Genomic DNA, 14160 nt, shown 5'->3' on the forward strand with positions numbered 1-14160 from the left:
CCGACGCCCTCTTGCGTCGGCGCGAGACAATGGACGGTGGCCCGCTCCACAGGGTCATCCGCGACCTACGAGGAGGAGAAGACATGGCGGAGCACACGCCGCGTCGTGACGAACCGCGGCTACGCCCCGCGCCCCTGCTCTTCGAGCCCGCGGAGGCGGCCTCCGACCCCGAGCACTTCTTCGACCTGGAGTCGATCGACGACCCGCGGGCACTGCTGGACAGGGCGACGGAACTGACGCAGGCGTTCCGCGCCGCGGCGGACCGGGCCGTGGAGTTCCAGGCGATGGCGGCCGCGCAGCTCGCGGATCCCCGGCGGTTCGACCGGCTGACGCCCGCGGACATCGCGGAACGGGCCGAATGGACCGAGGACTACGCGAAGAAGATGGTCGAGTTCGGCCGGGACCTGATGCGGGGCGGCGAAGGCCGGGGACACGTCGACCCGGTGTGATCCGACTGCACCCGGCATATGCCAGGCGGGCAGGTTACCCCGTCCCGGTGCTTCGTGTCCCGATTTCCGGCAACCCAGCGGAATCGAGCACTCACTGCCGGTAGACCTGGGGGGCATGAGCAGCACTCGGAACTCAGCGGCCGTCACCTCGGACGGCGCCGCCTGGCTGGCTTCGGCAGGAACGTATCCCCGCAGCACCCTCGCCCTCTGGGAGGAGCACCCGGAGGCACCGGTCGTGCTGCCCTGCGGCTCCGCCTTCGACGTGGTGAGCGCGCCCTCGATGTTCGGGCGGCGGATGCTGGACCGGCTGTGGGGCGAGGGCCCGGGCTCCGGCCCGGTCGCGGAGTTCCGCGGCCGGATGCTGCTGTTCGCGTCGCCCGGCACGGCCCAGCGGCTGCCGTCGCTGCTGGAGTGGGAGGAGTGGAGCGCCCAGGGCAGGGACGAGCGGGAGGGCGGCCGCAGGGGGCCGATCCCGCCGCTGCTGTGCCACGGCACCGGCGACGCTGTGACCGTTCCCGCCCCGTGCGGCACCCTCTCCCCGGGCCGGTCCGGCTCCCGCTGGCTCGTCGCCCCGGACACACGTCAGCCCTGGTTGCCGGGCCCGGAGGTGCTGCTGTGGGCGGCCGTACGGGCGGCCCGCGCGGCCGTGCGGATATCGATTTTTCCTCCCGCCGACCAGGGTGCTAAGGTCTACGACGTCAGCAGGCGCCGCTAGCTCAGTTGGTTAGAGCAGCTGACTCTTAATCAGCGGGTCCGGGGTTCGAGTCCCTGGCGGCGCACGACAGCGAAAGGCCCCTCGCGAAAGCGAGGGGCCTTTCGCTGTTCCCGACGGGCGCCCGTCCCCGGCGAGCGCCGGCACCAACGGCCGCCTGTCTCCGGTGGCCACCTGTCCACGGCAGCGCCCCCTACAGCACCGTGATCTCCACGGTCCACGCCCCCGACGCCGTCCGCCCCTGCACCTCCACCCGCACACCCTCCCCGGGCACGGTGAAACTCTCGCCGAGGGCGACCGGGGCGTCCGCGAGGGGCGGGTAGACCGAGTCCTCCCAGCATGCCTCGGTGCCCGGGTGGGCATCGATCACGTCGATCGGCCCACCTCCGGACTGGGCCCCGCTGCGCACCCGGTACACGAGGACTCCCTGACGGCACGTGGTCGCGTCGTTGCCCACCGGCCCGCGCGCCTCGAAGGCGAGCACGCTGTCGGCGCCGGTACGGACGACCGCCAGCTTGGTGCCCCGCCCGAGCCCGAAGACCGGCGTCCCGGCGGCGCCCGTCACCGGCACACCCGGCCCGGCCCCCAGCGGCTCCAGCGTCAGCCGCGCCGACCCGCTCCGTACGCACGTCACCTGCCGCGGCTCCAGCCAGCCCAGCTTCCACTTGTGCCAGCCGAACAGATCCGGCGCCAGCCCGAACTGGCTGCCCATCAGGTCCCAGTCGCCGACGTGGGTGTCCCAGTCGCCCTTGCCGTCGGCGGGCCGGCGGTACAGGTCCGGCAGGTCGAAGACGTGGCCGGTCTCGTGTGCCAGGACCAGCCGGTCCGGCGGATGCCGCTCGAACACCGTGACGACGCGCCGGATGTCAGTGCCGTCGGCCCGCAGCGGGACCTCCAGGTTGACGACCTTCGTCGCGTCGGAGTCCACCCCGGGCGCGTCCGGGTCGGCGACGAAGTAGACGACGTCGAACCGCGAGAAGTCGACGTGCCCGTCGGCCGCGGCGAGCGCGTCGCGCAGGTAGGCGGCCCGCTGCTCGGGCTTCCAGTCGCGCTGTATGGCGTACGCCGTGGACGGCCGCGGCATCCGGATCCACCGCCGCAGCGGGTGCGGGCGCAGGCTGAACCTGCCGTACGAGGCGCGTTCGAAGAAGCGGCTCGTGGCAGGGAAGTGGTCGGCCGTCAGCTGCTGCGGGGTCGTCAGGGGGTGCGAGTCGGGGAAGGACAGGAAGACCATGACGGCGTCCAGGCCGCGCGCCGGGCGCGGATAGGCGGCGTTCCAGGTGTCCAGGCCCTCGGAGTGGTGGGCGTCGGTGCGGGTCAGGGCGCAGGGCTCCGGCGAGCGGGGCCCGGCGTCCGAGGGGCCGGTCATCAGGGAGGTCGCGGCGAGCGCCGACAGGGTGGTGCACACCGCCGTGGTACCGCGCAGTCGGGGCCGCGCCCTCAGCGGACCGGGAAGCTGACGCGGCACAGAGACCTCCGGATGCGGTTCACGGAACACCGCATCCAGACTGTGTCTGTTTGTCGTACTGCGTCCTGTTTGTCTGCACCAGTCGGGTGACAGTGCCGAGTTCGCGGGCGGAAGGACACCCCCGGATTACTCACGGAACGTCACAACTGGTCGGAGGCTTGAAGAAGGCGTCCAGGTGTGCGCAGAAACGATCTGCCAGGGCGATGGTTCGGCCCCGGAGAACGGCAACCCGCTGGAAGGGCCTCGGGCCAGCCTCTATGATCGGCACACTTTCCTGAGACTTTCCTGCACGGACAGAGATCGAGTGCACTGCGGGAGCGAGCGGTGAGCGGAACGTCCGAAGGGCCGGCGCCCGCGGCACAACCCGACCGGCCGGTCGTCACAGAGAGTGAGATCGACACGTCTGCCCGTACGAAGCTCCCGTACCGGTCCGTCTTCACGGCCGCTCCGCTCGCCATGGCCGTCGTCGACCGCGAGGGTCTGGTCGTCAGCGCCAACGACGCGCTCGCCACGCTGCTGGGCACCGCCCCGGACGAGCTGACCGGTGCCGTCGCCGCCGACCTGGTGGACCTGACCTCCGACGCGCGTACCTGGCACGCCTACCGCGAGGTGCTGGGCGGCCGGCAGGCCAGGCTGTGCTGCACCCGCCGCCTCAAACACCCCGAGGATCGCACGGTGTGGGTGCAGGTGACGGTCGCTCCGCTGCCCGTCGAGGACGCGCGGGACCGGGGCGTGCTGCTGTCCGTCGTCGACGTCAGCGCCCGCCGTGAACTGCAGGCGCGGCTGCGGCACTTGCAGATGCACGACCCGGTGACCCGGCTGCCCAACCGCACCCTGTTCTTCGAACGCCTGTCGGCCGCGCTGGAGGCGGAGTCGTACGAGCGGAGCGGCACGGGCCGGATCGGACTGTGCTATCTCGATCTCGACGGGTTCAAGGCCGTCAACGACACCCTCGGCCATCGCGTCGGCGACCGGCTGCTGACCGCCGTCGCCGAACGCCTCACCCGCTGCGCCGACGAGGCGGGTCACGCCCGCACCAGCACACCGCTGGTGGCCCGGCTCGGCGGGGACGAGTTCGCGCTGCTGGTCGAGGACTCCACCGGCACCGAACAACTGGCCGACCTCGCCGAGTCGGCGCTGCGGGCGATCCAGCAGCCCTTCGACATCTCCGGCCGGCGGCTGTCGGTGTCGGCGTCGATCGGGGTCGTCGAACGCCACGCGGCCGGCACCACCCCGACCGCCCTGATGCAGGCGGCGGACACCACGCTGTACTGGGCGAAGGCCGACGGCAAGGCGCGCTGGACGCTGTTCGACCCGGAGCGCAACGCGCACCGCATGACCCGCCAGGCGCTCGCCTCCACGCTCCGGCCGGCCATCGAGCGCGGCGAGTTCACGCTCGAGTACCAGCCGCTGGTGGGCATGGAGGACAACCGTGTGCACGGTGTCGAAGCGCTGGTCCGCTGGAATCACCCTCAGTTCGGCGTACTGACGCCGAATCGGTTCATCGGACTGGCGGAAGAGGACGGTTCGATCGTTCCGCTGGGCCGCTGGGTGCTGCGCACGGCCTGCCGCCAGACCCGCCGCTGGCAGCTGGACCACCCGGAGGAGCCACCGATCTTCGTGAGCGTGAACGTGGCGGTCCGCCAGGTGTGGGACTCGGACCTGGTCGCGGACGTGGCGGAGACCCTGGACGAGACGGGCCTGGCTCCGCACCTGCTGCAACTGGAGCTGACCGAGTCGGCCGTGATGGGCTCGGCGGGCCGCCCGCTCCAGGCGCTGCAGGCACTGAGCGACATGGGTGTGCGCATCGCCATCGACGACTTCGGCACGGGCTACTCCAACCTCGCGTACCTGAGCCGTCTGCCGGTGTCGGTGCTGAAGCTGGACGGCACCTTCGTACGGGGCTTCCAGTACGACCACGACGACGACAGCGTCGCCGCCTCCCGCCCCAACCCGGCCGACGAGGTCGTCGTGGAGGCGATGATCCAGCTCGCCCACCGGCTGGGGCTGACCGTCACCGCGGAGTGCGTGGAGACCTCGGCGCAGGCGACCCGGCTGCGGCGGATCGGCTGCGACACCGGGCAGGGGTGGCTGTACTCGCGCCCGGTGCCCCCGGACCGTATCTCCGGGTTGCTGGGGGCGCCCGGGGCCCAGGCGGGCTGCGGCAAGCCGTAGGTCAGGCCGGGTCCGGCAAGCCGTAGGCGTCGGCGAGGAGTTCGTAGGAGCGCAGGCGTACGTCGCCGCTGTGGGCGTTGGCCGTGAGCATCAGCTCGTCGGCGCCCGTGCGCTTGTGGAGGTCGTCGAGGCCGGAGCGGACCTCGTCCGGGGTGCCGTGGATGACGTTGGCCGTCCAGGAGGCGACGAAGTCCCGCTCCATCGGGCTCCACGGGTACGCCTCCGCCTCCTCGGGCGTCGGGATGAGGCCGGGGCGGCCGGTGCGCAGCCTGAGCATGCCGAGCGCGGCGGCGAGCACCTGGCGGGCCTCCTTGTCGTCGTCGGCGGCGAGGGCCGAGACGCCGATGAGGGCGTACGGCTCGTCCAGTACGGCGGACGGCCTGAACGACTCCCGGTACAGGTCCAGCGCCGGGAGGGTGTTCTGCGCCGAGAAGTGGTGGGCGAAGGCGAAGGGCAGTCCGAGCAGGCCGGCGAGGCGGGCGCTGAAGCCGGAGGAGCCGAGCAGCCAGACGGGCGGGCGGTGCGGGGACTGCACGCCGCCGGGTGACGTGCTCTGCACGGGGCCGGGGACGGCGTGGACACGGCGGTACGGGTGGCCGTCCGGGAAGTCGTCGTCGAGGAAGCGGGTCAGCTCGGCGAGCTGCTGCGGGAACTCGTCGGCGCCTTCGTCGAGCCGGTCGGTACGGCGGAGCGCGGCGGCGGTGGCGCCGTCCGTGCCCGGGGCCCGGCCGAGGCCGAGGTCGATCCGCCCTGGGGCCATCGCCTCCAGCGTCCCGAACTGCTCGGCGATCACGAGCGGGGCGTGGTTGGGCAGCATCACACCGCCCGAGCCGAGGCGGATGCGGTCGGTGTGCGCGGCGAGGTGAGCGAGGATCACGGCGGGGGACGAGGAGGCCACGCCCGGCATGGAGTGATGCTCGGCGACCCAGTACCGGTGAAACCCGCGGGCCTCGGCCAGCCGGGCCAGAGCGACGCTGGTGCGCAGGGCGTCGGTGGCGGTGCGGCCGGAGCCGACGGTGACCAGGTCCAGGACGGCGAGCGGGGTGGGGGCGGTGCCCCGCGCTTCTCCTCGGATCTCGTCGGCCCGGATCTCGTCTGCCGCCACGGTGATGCCTCCCGCTGTGAGCCATGTGGTGTCGTTCCGGCGTCAACGGGAGACAGTCCCCGCTTATTCCTCGGCGTTCTTCACCGGCGCGGGACGACGTGTCGTCACCAACCCCCCACGGAGCACCATCTTCCGTCCCCGGCAAGGCAGTCGACCGCTGGCCGCACCGCCTTCGGGGTATCCGCACAGGCATCTGTGGCCCCGGTCGTCCTGTCCCCTGGTCGTCCTCGCCGTCATGTGTGCGGCCTCGTGGTGCTCACGGCCCTCACCGCGGGGCTGCGGCAGACGCCCGGCACGGCCGTGTGTCGCCGGGGCCATCCTGATCCGGCGCGCCCTGTAAGGCGACCGCCGCCACCAGCGGGCGGCGCGGCATGCGCCGGGCGCTCACCGCCGACGTTCCCGGGCCGCGTCGGCGGTGAGCGCCTCGCAAGGGCGTCTGAAGCGGGCGCCCATGACCGCGGTGGTCCGCCGCCTCACACCTGCACGATCGGCTCCTTCGTGAACAGCGCCCCGAGCTCCGGCGCGTTCACCCGCCGGTCCGCCAGACGCAGCGCCTCCCAGACCGTGACCTGGTTGGCGGTCAAAACCGGCTTGCCGAGCTCCTTCTCCAGGTGCGTGATGTGGGCGGCCGTGTGCAGGGCCGTGTCGGGCAGCAGGACCGCCTCCGCGTCCGGGCGGTCGGCGGCACGGGCCAGCGCGAGGACCTCCGCCTCGCCCCACGTGCCGACCTCGGCCGCCGTGATGATCCCCGAGCTGCGGACGCCGGTCACCTCGATGCCGCCGGAGCGGAGGAAGTCCACGAAGAGGGCGGCCACGTCCTCCGGATAGGTCGCCCCGACCGCGACCCGGCGTACGCCCAGCTCCCGTACGGCGTGCAGGAAGGCGAACGACGTGGAGGACGCCGGCATGCCCGCCGTCTGCGCCAGGGTGCGCACCTGTTCCTGCGCACCGTCCCAGCCGTGCACGAAGCTGCCGCTGGTACAGGCCCACACCACCGCCTCGGCGCCCGCGTGCCGCAGTTCCTGCACACCGGCCGCCAGCCGCTGCGCGGAACCCATCTCGCGCAGCGCGTCCACCCGGTGCGCGTCCTCGCCGATGTCCGTGTGCACCAGCTCGATCCGGATGTCGCTGCCCAGAAGCTGCTCGATGCGCGGATAGTCGTCCTCGGCGGAGTGGCCCGGGTAGAGGAATCCGAGTGCGGTCATGTCCAGCCTTCCTGCTGCTCTTCTTCCGGCAGTACGGGACCGGCGTCGGGCAGTCCCGGCAGTACGGGACCGGGGCGCGCCGCCGGATCGATCAGCGCCTGGTACGGTCCCACCGCTCGGGTACCCAATCGGCGCAGCGCCGCCCACATGGTGACCTGGTTGGCCGAGATCACCGGTATGCGCAGTTCGGCCTCCAGCTGCGGGATGACGTCGTAGGTCGGCAGGTTGGTGCACGACAGGAACAGCGCCTGCGCCGGCCCGGGCCCGTCCCGTACCGCGCGGCGGGCCATCTCCACCACCTCGCGGTACCGGACGTTCCAGATGTGCCTGGTCAGGCCCATGTAGGCGCGTCCGGTGACGGTGACGCCGGCCTGCGCCACATAGCGTTCCAGCGCCCGCGTCACGGACACCGTGTACGGCGTCACCAGCGCCACCCGCCGCACGCCGAGCTCCGTCAGCGCCTCCAGCAGCGCGCCCGAGGTGGTGACCGACGGCACCGCGCCTGCCCGGGTCATCGCCTCGCACATCGCGCGTTCGCCGGCGATGCCGCCGACGAAGCTGCCCGAGGTGCAGGCGTAGGCGACGACCTCGGGCGCGATGGCGATCAGGGTGCGCACGGCGTCACCGAGCGTCTCGTGCTCGCTGACCAGGCGGGCCAAATCCAGGCTGACCTCGACCGGCACGTACGGCGTCCGCGTGACGTGCAGGGACACCTCGTCCGGCACCCAGCGCCACAGCTCGCGGTCCAACGCGAAGTCGAAGGGGGCGACGACACCGACACCGCGCTGCGGGCTCGGTCCGCCGAGAAAGGAGACGTCCATGGCAGGCACCGCCTCACACAGAGGAAGGGCAGAGCAACGGACCGTACACACGCCCGTGTTGACGACGGTAGGTTCGGGTGCGAGCGTGGTCAATCCGCACGGGGTTCGCGCACGTCAGACGCCCCGGTCCCGGCCCGGGAAGCCCGGAGAACGGCTGGAGGAACGGCTGCCCATGACCACCCCCACCCTGCTCGTCCTGGACGCCGAGCCCCTTCCCCGCCTCGGCCGCCTCACCGGCCGCGTGCGGGTGGAGCACGCGGACGAGTCCTCCCTGGCCGAGCGGCTCCCGCACGCCGACGTGCTGCTGGTGTGGGACTTCACCTCGCACGCGGTGCGCGAGGCCTGGCCGGGGGACGGGCCGCGGCCGCGGTGGGTGCACACCGCCAGCGCCGGCGTGGACCACCTGATGTGTCCGGAACTCGCCGCCTGCGACACGGTGGTCACGAACGCGCGCGGCGTCTTCGACCAGCCGATCGCCGAGTACGTCGCCGCCCTGGTGCTGGCCATGGCGAAGGATCTGCCCCGCACGCTGGAGCTGCAACGGGAGCAGACCTGGCGGCACCGGGAGTCGCAGAAGGTCGCCGGGAGCCGCGCCTGTGTCGTCGGTTCCGGCCCGATCGGGCGGGCGATCGCCACGACCCTCGAAGCGCTCGGGATCACCACCGCGCTCGTCGGCCGGACGCCCCGCACCGGCGTCCACGGCCCGGACGACCTGGACCGGCTGATCTCCCGCGCCGACTGGGTGATCGCGGCGGCGCCGCTGACGGAGCGGACGCACGGCATGTTCGACGCGCGCCGCTTCGGCGTGATGCAGCCCTCGGCCCGGTTCATCAACGTGGGGCGGGGCCAGCTGGTCGTCGAGGACGCGCTCGCCGAGGCGCTGGCCAGGCGCTGGATCGCGGGCGCGGCGCTCGACGTGTTCGAGACCGAGCCCCTGCCGCCCGGCAGTCCGCTGTGGCGGGCCCCGGGCCTGATCGTCTCCCCGCACATGAGCGGCGACACGGCCGGCTGGCGGGACGAGCTCGCCGCCCAGTTCGTGGAGTTGTACGAGCGGTGGGAGGCGGGCAGACCGCTGGTGAACGTGGTCGACAAGCAGCGCGGCTACGTACCCGGACACTGACGTCCCTGGGAGGGCGGATGACCGAGCTCACCGAACTGACCGCCGTACGGCTCGTCGAGGGCTACCGAAAGGGCGAGTTCAGTCCCGTGGAGGTGACGCGGGCCGCGCTGGAGCGGGCCGAGGCCGTCCAGCCGGAGGTGAACGCCTTCGTCCGGCTGACCGCCGAGGACGCGCTGGAACGGGCCCGCGCCTCACGGGAGCGGTGGCGGCGCGGTGCGCCGTGCGGGCTGCTGGACGGAGTGCCGGTCACGGTGAAGGACATCCTGCTGCTGCGCGGCGCGCCGACCCTGCGCGGTTCGCGGACCGTCTCCGCGCAGGGCCGCTGGGACGAGGACGCGCCCTCCGTCGCCCGGCTGCGCGAGCACGGCGCGGTCTTCCTGGGCAAGACGACGACCCCCGAGTTCGGCTGGAAGGGCGTGACGGACTCGCCGCTCACGGGTGTGACCCGCCATCCGCGCGATCCGGCGCGCACCGCGGGCGGGTCGAGCGGGGGCGCGGCGGCGGCCGTCGCCCTGGGCGCGGGACCGCTGGCGCTCGGCACGGACGGCGGCGGCAGCGTCCGGATCCCGGCGTCCTTCTGCGGGATCTTCGCGCTGAAGCCGACGTACGGCCGGGTGCCCCTGTACCCGGCGAGCGCCTTCGGCACGTTGGCGCACGTCGGGCCGATGACCCGGGACGCGGCGGACGCGGCGCTGCTGATGGACGTGATCGGGCACCCGGACTCGCGTGACTGGTCGGCGCTCGGCCCGGCGCCCGGTTCCTTCACCGAGGGCCTTTCCGGCGGCGTCCACGGACTGCGGGTGGCGTACTCGCCGTCGCTGGGCGGGCAGGTCGCGGTACGCCCGGCGGTCGCTCAGGCGGTACGGCGGGCGGTGGAGCGGCTGGCGGAGCTGGGCGCGTACGTCGAGGAGACCGACCCCGACCTGACCGAGCCGGTGGACGCCTTCCACACGCTGTGGTTCAGCGGGGCGGCTCGCGTGACCCAGCACCTGGGGCCGCGCCGGCGGGAGCTGCTCGACCCGGGGCTGCGGGAGATCTGCGCGATCGGGGCGCGTTACTCGGCGCTGGAGTACCTCGCGGCGGTGGACGTGCGCATGGACCTGGGCCGCCGCATGGGCCGCTTCCACGACGCCTACGACCTGCTGGTCACGCCGACCCTGCCGATCACGGCGTTCGAGGCGGGCACGGAGGTGCCGAAGGGCTCGGGGCACCGGCGCTGGACGGGCTGGACGCCGTTCACCTACCCGTTCAACATGACGCAGCAGCCCGCGGCGACCGTGCCCGTCGGGGCGGACGGGGACGGCCTGCCGATCGGGATGCAGCTGGTGTCGGCCCGGCACCGCGACGATCTGGTGCTGCGCGTGGCGCACGCGCTGTACGAGGCGGGGATCGCGACGCCGGTCACGTCCTCCGGAAGCTGAGCGTCTCCCCCGCGGCCCCCGACCGCCACAGGTCGTTGCAGGCCTCGGCCATCTCGTCGAGGCCTGCGACGACCTGCCCCCAGACGATGCCGGGCACCCAGCCGACGTCGGCGTTCAGCAGCAGGTTGTTGCGCTCGTAGAACAGGGCCAGGTCCACCACCGTCGTTCCGGGGCGGACCTCGCGGTCGTAGCCGTAGGCCTTCGTCCCCAACTCCGCGCCGGCGAAGGAGAAGTAGCACAGGTCGCCCGGAATGGGGGTAACTGTCGGGTTTTCCAGGGGTGGTTCGGCTTCCGAGAATGGCGGAAAAAGGGCGTAGATCTCGTTGCGCGCGTACTTGGCGTGGTACACGTCGCCCGACAACGGCAGGGCGTCCCACACGGCGGCGCAGGTCAGCGGCGCGCGGTCGTCCAGCAGTTTGGCCGTGCAGCGTACGCCGCGCCGGTCCAGTGATACCTCGATGAAGCGATCCGTCATGGGTTCCCACGTGCCCAGGGCGCATACATCGCATGCTCTCGGGTAGCCGCGCGCCCATGGCTCCACCACTCAGAAACAGCCAGAACCCATCCGGAACCACACGCCGGTCGCTGCTCGCGGGGGTCGCGGCGCTCGGCGCGCTGGGGGCTGCCGGCTGCTCTCGCGTGGCCACCGCGTCCGGCACCGAGGGCGGTGACCTGCTCGAGCGGCTGCGGGCCGCGGGCGTCGTACGGCTCGGCATCGCCGGGGAGATCCCGTTCGGCTACATCGACAAGAACGGCGAACTGACCGGCGAGGCCCCTGAACTCGCCAAGGTCATCTTCAAGCGGCTGGGAGTGGACCGGGTGCAGCCCGTGCCGACCGAGTTCGGCTCGCTCATACCCGGGCTCAACTCCCAGCAGTTCGACGTCGTCGCCGCCGGGATGTACGTCAACCCCGAGCGCTGCCAGCAGGTCATCTTCTCTGACCCCGACTACCAGATGCTCGACGCATTCATCGTGCGAAAGGGGAACCCGAAAGGGTTGCACGACTACAAGGACGTCGTCGAGAAGAAGGCGAAGTTCGCCACCGGCACCGGGTACGCCGAGATCCAGTACGCGGTCGAGGCCGGGTACAAGGAGAGCGACATCCTGATCGTGCCGGACCAGGTGGCCGGGCTGAACGCCGTCGAGGCGGGCCGTGTCGACGTCTTCGCGGGGACGGCGCTGACCACCCGTGAGGTGGTGAAGAAGTCCTCCAAGGCGGAGGTGACCCGGCCCTTCAAGCCGATCGTCGGCGGCAAACCGCACGTCGACGGCGGCGCGTTCGCCTTCCGGCCGACCGAGACGAAGCTACGGGACGCCTTCAACGCCGAGCTGCACAAGCTCAAGAGGAGCGGGGAGCTGTTCCGCATCCTCAGGCCGTTCGGTTTCACCAAGGCCGAGATGACGGATCTGACCGCGAAGGAGCTGTGCGGCGGATGACCTCGGGACTCTGGGAACTGGTGCTCAAGGGCGTCTGGGTCACCGTCCAGCTGCTCGTCCTCAGTGCGCTGCTGGCCGCGGCGGTCTCCTTCGTCGTCGGCATCGCGCGCACCCACCGGCTGTGGATCGTCCGCTTCCTCGCGGGCTTCTACACGGAGGTGTTCCGCGGCACCTCGGCCCTGGTGATGATCTTCTGGGTGTTCTTCGTGCTGCCGCTCGCCTTCGGCTGGCAGCTGGTGCCCCTGTGGGCGGGCACGCTGGCGCTCGGGCTGACCTACGGCGCGTACGGCTCGGAGATCGTGCGCGGTGCGCTCGGCGCGGTCGACCCGGCGCAGCAGGAGGGCGGCATCGCGCTCAGCTTCACGCCCTGGCAGCGCATGCGGCTGATCCTGCTGCCGCAGGCCGTGCCGGAAATGATCCCGCCGTTCTCCAACCTGCTGGTGGAGCTGCTCAAGGGCACCGCCCTGGTGTCGGTCATGGGCATGGGCGACCTGGCGTTCAGCGGCAACCTGGTGCGTCTGGCGCTGCAGGAGAGCGCGGAGATCTACACGTACGTGCTGCTGATCTACTTCGTGATCGCCTTCCTGCTGACCCGCGGCATGCGCGGACTGGAGAAGAAGCTGAAGGCGGGCGTCGGCAGGGCGCCGAAGAAGACGGTGGCCTCCGTGCGCGTGCCTGAGGGGAGCGGTGTCGGATGAACTGGGAATGGAGCGCGGTCTCCGACTTCATGCCGCACTTCTGGGACGGCCTGCTGGTCACCGTGCAGGCACTGGTGCTCGGCTCGCTGATCTCGTTCGTGCTGGGGCTGGTGTGGGCGCTGCTGATGCGGGTGCCGTCCAAGTGGGTGTGCTGGCCGGTCGGCGCGGTCACGGAGTTCGTCCGCAACACCCCGCTGCTGGTGCAGCTGTTCTTCCTCTTCTACGTGCTGCCCGAGTGGGGCGTGACCGCCTCGGCGCTGACCACCGGCATCTTCGCGATCGGGCTGCACTACTCGACGTACACGATGCAGGTCTACCGGGCCGGCATCGACGCCGTACCGGCCGGCCAGTGGGAGGCGGCGACGGCGCTGAACCTGCCGCTGCGCCGGACGTGGACGGCGGTGATCCTGCCGCAGGCGGTGCGCCGGGTGGTGCCCGCGCTCGGCAACTACGTCATCGCGATGCTCAAGGACACGCCGATGCTGATGGCGATCACGGTGCTGGAGATGCTCGGCGAGGCGCGGCTGTTCTCCCAGGAGACCTTCCGCTTCACCGAGCCCGTGACCGTGATCGGCGTGGCCTTCATCGTCATTTCCTACCTGGCCTCCCTGCTGCTGCGAGCCCTGGAGCGACGCCTTGTCCATTGACACCTACGCCAACCCTGAGAAGCACCCCACCGGGTCGACGAGCGAACTGGTCCGGCTGGAGCAGGTGACCAAGCGGTTCGGGGACGTGACCGTGCTCGACCACCTGGACTTCTCCGTGGACGCCGGCAAGCACGTCACCCTGATCGGGCCGTCCGGGTCGGGCAAGACCACGATCCTGCGCCTGCTGATGACGCTGACCAAGCCCGACGAGGGCACGATCACCGTCGACGGGGAGCGGCTGTTCCCGGCGCCCGAGAAGCAGGTCCGCGAGGTCCGCAAGAAGATCGGGATGGTGTTCCAGCAGTTCAACCTGTTCCCGAACATGACGGTGCTGAAGAACATCACCGAGGCGCCGGTCACGGTCCTCGGCATGTCCAAGGACGCCGCCGAGGAGCGGGCCCGGGAGCTGCTGGAGCTGGTGGGGCTGAGCGAACACCTCGACAAGCACCCCGGGCAGCTGTCCGGCGGGCAGCAGCAGCGTGTGGCGATCGCCCGGGCCCTGGCCATGCGGCCGCAGGTGCTGCTGCTGGACGAGGTGACCTCCGCGCTCGACCCGGAGCTGGTCGCGGGCGTCCTCGACGTGCTCCGTGACATCGCCCGCTCCACCGACATCACGATGCTCTGTGTGACCCACGAGATGAACTTCGCCCGGGACATCTCCGACCAGGTGCTGATGTTCGACTCCGGACGGATCATCGAGGCGGGCCCCCCGGAGAAGATCTTCAGCGAGCCGGAGCACGACCGGACACGGGAATTCCTCAGCGCGGTCCTGTGACCACGGACCGTGCGCGGGCCCGTGTTCGGGGGCCGGGGAGCGGGTGATGACTGTGGCATGTGCCAGAGTGCTGGTGGCCCAGTTGGGAGGGCCCGGGATTCTTGTCAACACCCGCTCCCCTCACAGC

14 protein-coding genes and 1 tRNA gene are annotated in these 14160 nt (G+C 71.7%); 10 read left to right on the forward strand and 5 right to left on the reverse strand.

What is annotated here, in order from left to right:
* The first annotated feature begins 83 nt into the window (after positions 1-83).
* The 3 genes from ACFPZJ_RS03170 to ACFPZJ_RS03180 all read left to right on the forward strand — a co-directional run bounded on the left by ACFPZJ_RS03170 (position 84) and on the right by ACFPZJ_RS03180 (position 1228).
* The gene (locus ACFPZJ_RS03170; protein WP_381016801.1) at positions 84-449 is read left to right on the forward strand and encodes a hypothetical protein; all 366 of its coding nucleotides are present in this window, start codon (positions 84-86) and stop codon (positions 447-449) included.
* A 115-nt stretch (positions 450-564) separates the two neighbouring features.
* Complete coding sequence (locus ACFPZJ_RS03175; protein WP_381016804.1) at positions 565-1164, forward strand: bifunctional DNA primase/polymerase; 600 nt, start codon at positions 565-567, stop codon at positions 1162-1164.
* A tRNA-Lys gene (locus tag ACFPZJ_RS03180) sits at positions 1155-1228 on the forward strand. The genes ACFPZJ_RS03175 and ACFPZJ_RS03180 overlap by 10 nt, the downstream gene beginning before the upstream one ends.
* Before the next feature lie 126 nt (positions 1229-1354).
* On the opposite strand, the gene ACFPZJ_RS03185 is transcribed toward ACFPZJ_RS03180, so the two are convergent.
* The gene (locus tag ACFPZJ_RS03185; RefSeq protein ID WP_381017309.1) at positions 1355-2569 is read right to left on the reverse strand and encodes a M6 family metalloprotease domain-containing protein; all 1215 of its coding nucleotides are present in this window, start codon (positions 2567-2569) and stop codon (positions 1355-1357) included.
* 384 nt (positions 2570-2953) lie between these two features.
* Here ACFPZJ_RS03185 and ACFPZJ_RS03190 point away from each other — a divergent pair, with 384 nt between their 5' ends.
* On the forward strand, positions 2954-4804 hold the full coding sequence (locus ACFPZJ_RS03190) for a putative bifunctional diguanylate cyclase/phosphodiesterase (RefSeq protein ID WP_381016807.1): 1851 nt from the start codon (positions 2954-2956) through the stop codon (positions 4802-4804).
* A gap of 1 nt (position 4805) precedes the next feature.
* On the opposite strand, the gene ACFPZJ_RS03195 is transcribed toward ACFPZJ_RS03190, so the two are convergent.
* From ACFPZJ_RS03195 to ACFPZJ_RS03205, 3 genes are all read right to left on the reverse strand, one after another.
* Positions 4806-5909 carry an LLM class flavin-dependent oxidoreductase gene (locus ACFPZJ_RS03195; RefSeq protein WP_381016810.1) on the reverse strand — a complete coding sequence of 368 codons (1104 nt, stop codon included), beginning with the start codon at positions 5907-5909 and terminating at the stop codon, positions 4806-4808.
* 473 nt (positions 5910-6382) lie between these two features.
* Positions 6383-7114 carry a maleate cis-trans isomerase family protein gene (locus ACFPZJ_RS03200; RefSeq protein WP_381016813.1) on the reverse strand — a complete coding sequence of 244 codons (732 nt, stop codon included), beginning with the start codon at positions 7112-7114 and terminating at the stop codon, positions 6383-6385.
* The gene (locus tag ACFPZJ_RS03205; RefSeq protein ID WP_381016815.1) at positions 7111-7935 is read right to left on the reverse strand and encodes a maleate cis-trans isomerase family protein; all 825 of its coding nucleotides are present in this window, start codon (positions 7933-7935) and stop codon (positions 7111-7113) included. The genes ACFPZJ_RS03200 and ACFPZJ_RS03205 overlap by 4 nt, the downstream gene beginning before the upstream one ends.
* Before the next feature lie 172 nt (positions 7936-8107).
* On the opposite strand from ACFPZJ_RS03205, the gene ACFPZJ_RS03210 reads away from it, so the two are divergent.
* The gene (locus ACFPZJ_RS03210) at positions 8108-9055 is read left to right on the forward strand and encodes a D-2-hydroxyacid dehydrogenase (protein ID WP_381016818.1); all 948 of its coding nucleotides are present in this window, start codon (positions 8108-8110) and stop codon (positions 9053-9055) included.
* A gap of 17 nt (positions 9056-9072) precedes the next feature.
* A complete protein-coding gene (locus ACFPZJ_RS03215) occupies positions 9073-10476 on the forward strand; it encodes an amidase (RefSeq protein ID WP_381016821.1) in 1404 nt (467 codons plus the stop codon).
* Here ACFPZJ_RS03215 and ACFPZJ_RS03220 read toward each other — a convergent pair.
* Entirely contained in the window at positions 10457-10951 is a 495-nt protein-coding gene (locus ACFPZJ_RS03220; RefSeq protein ID WP_381016824.1) for a DUF3830 family protein, read from the reverse strand. The genes ACFPZJ_RS03215 and ACFPZJ_RS03220 overlap by 20 nt on opposite strands.
* 56 nt (positions 10952-11007) lie before the next feature.
* Between ACFPZJ_RS03220 and ehuB the strand changes: the two genes are divergently transcribed.
* The 4 genes from ehuB to ehuA are packed head-to-tail and all read left to right on the forward strand — an operon-like array spanning position 11008 to position 14033.
* On the forward strand, positions 11008-11913 hold the full coding sequence (gene ehuB / locus ACFPZJ_RS03225) for an ectoine/hydroxyectoine ABC transporter substrate-binding protein EhuB (RefSeq protein WP_381016826.1): 906 nt from the start codon (positions 11008-11010) through the stop codon (positions 11911-11913).
* Positions 11910-12611 (forward strand): ectoine/hydroxyectoine ABC transporter permease subunit EhuC, encoded by a 702-nt coding sequence (gene ehuC, locus ACFPZJ_RS03230; RefSeq protein WP_381016828.1) that lies wholly within the window; start codon positions 11910-11912, stop codon positions 12609-12611. Before ehuB ends, ehuC begins: the two co-directional genes overlap by 4 nt.
* Positions 12608-13258, forward strand: a complete 651-nt coding sequence (ehuD, locus tag ACFPZJ_RS03235; RefSeq protein WP_381016830.1) for an ectoine/hydroxyectoine ABC transporter permease subunit EhuD — start codon at positions 12608-12610, stop codon at positions 13256-13258. Before ehuC ends, ehuD begins: the two co-directional genes overlap by 4 nt.
* Positions 13248-14033: an ectoine/hydroxyectoine ABC transporter ATP-binding protein EhuA gene (gene ehuA, locus ACFPZJ_RS03240; RefSeq protein ID WP_381016832.1), complete on the forward strand. Its 786-nt coding sequence runs from the start codon at positions 13248-13250 to the stop codon at positions 14031-14033. Before ehuD ends, ehuA begins: the two co-directional genes overlap by 11 nt.
* Positions 14034-14160 lie beyond the last annotated feature (127 nt).

It is taken from the genome of Streptomyces bullii (assembly GCF_042657145.1).
GTDB classification, from domain to species: Bacteria; Actinomycetota; Actinomycetes; order Streptomycetales; family Streptomycetaceae; genus Streptomyces; species Streptomyces bullii.

What these genes read in the sequence shown, in the direction of transcription:
- ACFPZJ_RS03170 (WP_381016801.1), top strand. Translation starts at nt 84, where the DNA reads ATGGCGGAGCACACGCCGCGTCGTGACGAACCGCGGCTACGCCCCGCG.
- ACFPZJ_RS03175 (WP_381016804.1), top strand. Translation starts at nt 565, where the DNA reads ATGAGCAGCACTCGGAACTCAGCGGCCGTCACCTCGGACGGCGCCGCC.
- ACFPZJ_RS03200 (WP_381016813.1), bottom strand. Translation starts at nt 7,114, where the DNA reads ATGACCGCACTCGGATTCCTCTACCCGGGCCACTCCGCCGAGGACGAC.
- ACFPZJ_RS03205 (WP_381016815.1), bottom strand. Translation starts at nt 7,935, where the DNA reads ATGGACGTCTCCTTTCTCGGCGGACCGAGCCCGCAGCGCGGTGTCGGT.
- ACFPZJ_RS03210 (WP_381016818.1), top strand. Translation starts at nt 8,108, where the DNA reads ATGACCACCCCCACCCTGCTCGTCCTGGACGCCGAGCCCCTTCCCCGC.
- ACFPZJ_RS03215 (WP_381016821.1), top strand. Translation starts at nt 9,073, where the DNA reads ATGACCGAGCTCACCGAACTGACCGCCGTACGGCTCGTCGAGGGCTAC.
- ACFPZJ_RS03220 (WP_381016824.1), bottom strand. Translation starts at nt 10,951, where the DNA reads ATGACGGATCGCTTCATCGAGGTATCACTGGACCGGCGCGGCGTACGC.
- ehuB (WP_381016826.1), top strand. Translation starts at nt 11,008, where the DNA reads ATGGCTCCACCACTCAGAAACAGCCAGAACCCATCCGGAACCACACGC.
- ehuC (WP_381016828.1), top strand. Translation starts at nt 11,910, where the DNA reads ATGACCTCGGGACTCTGGGAACTGGTGCTCAAGGGCGTCTGGGTCACC.
- ehuD (WP_381016830.1), top strand. Translation starts at nt 12,608, where the DNA reads ATGAACTGGGAATGGAGCGCGGTCTCCGACTTCATGCCGCACTTCTGG.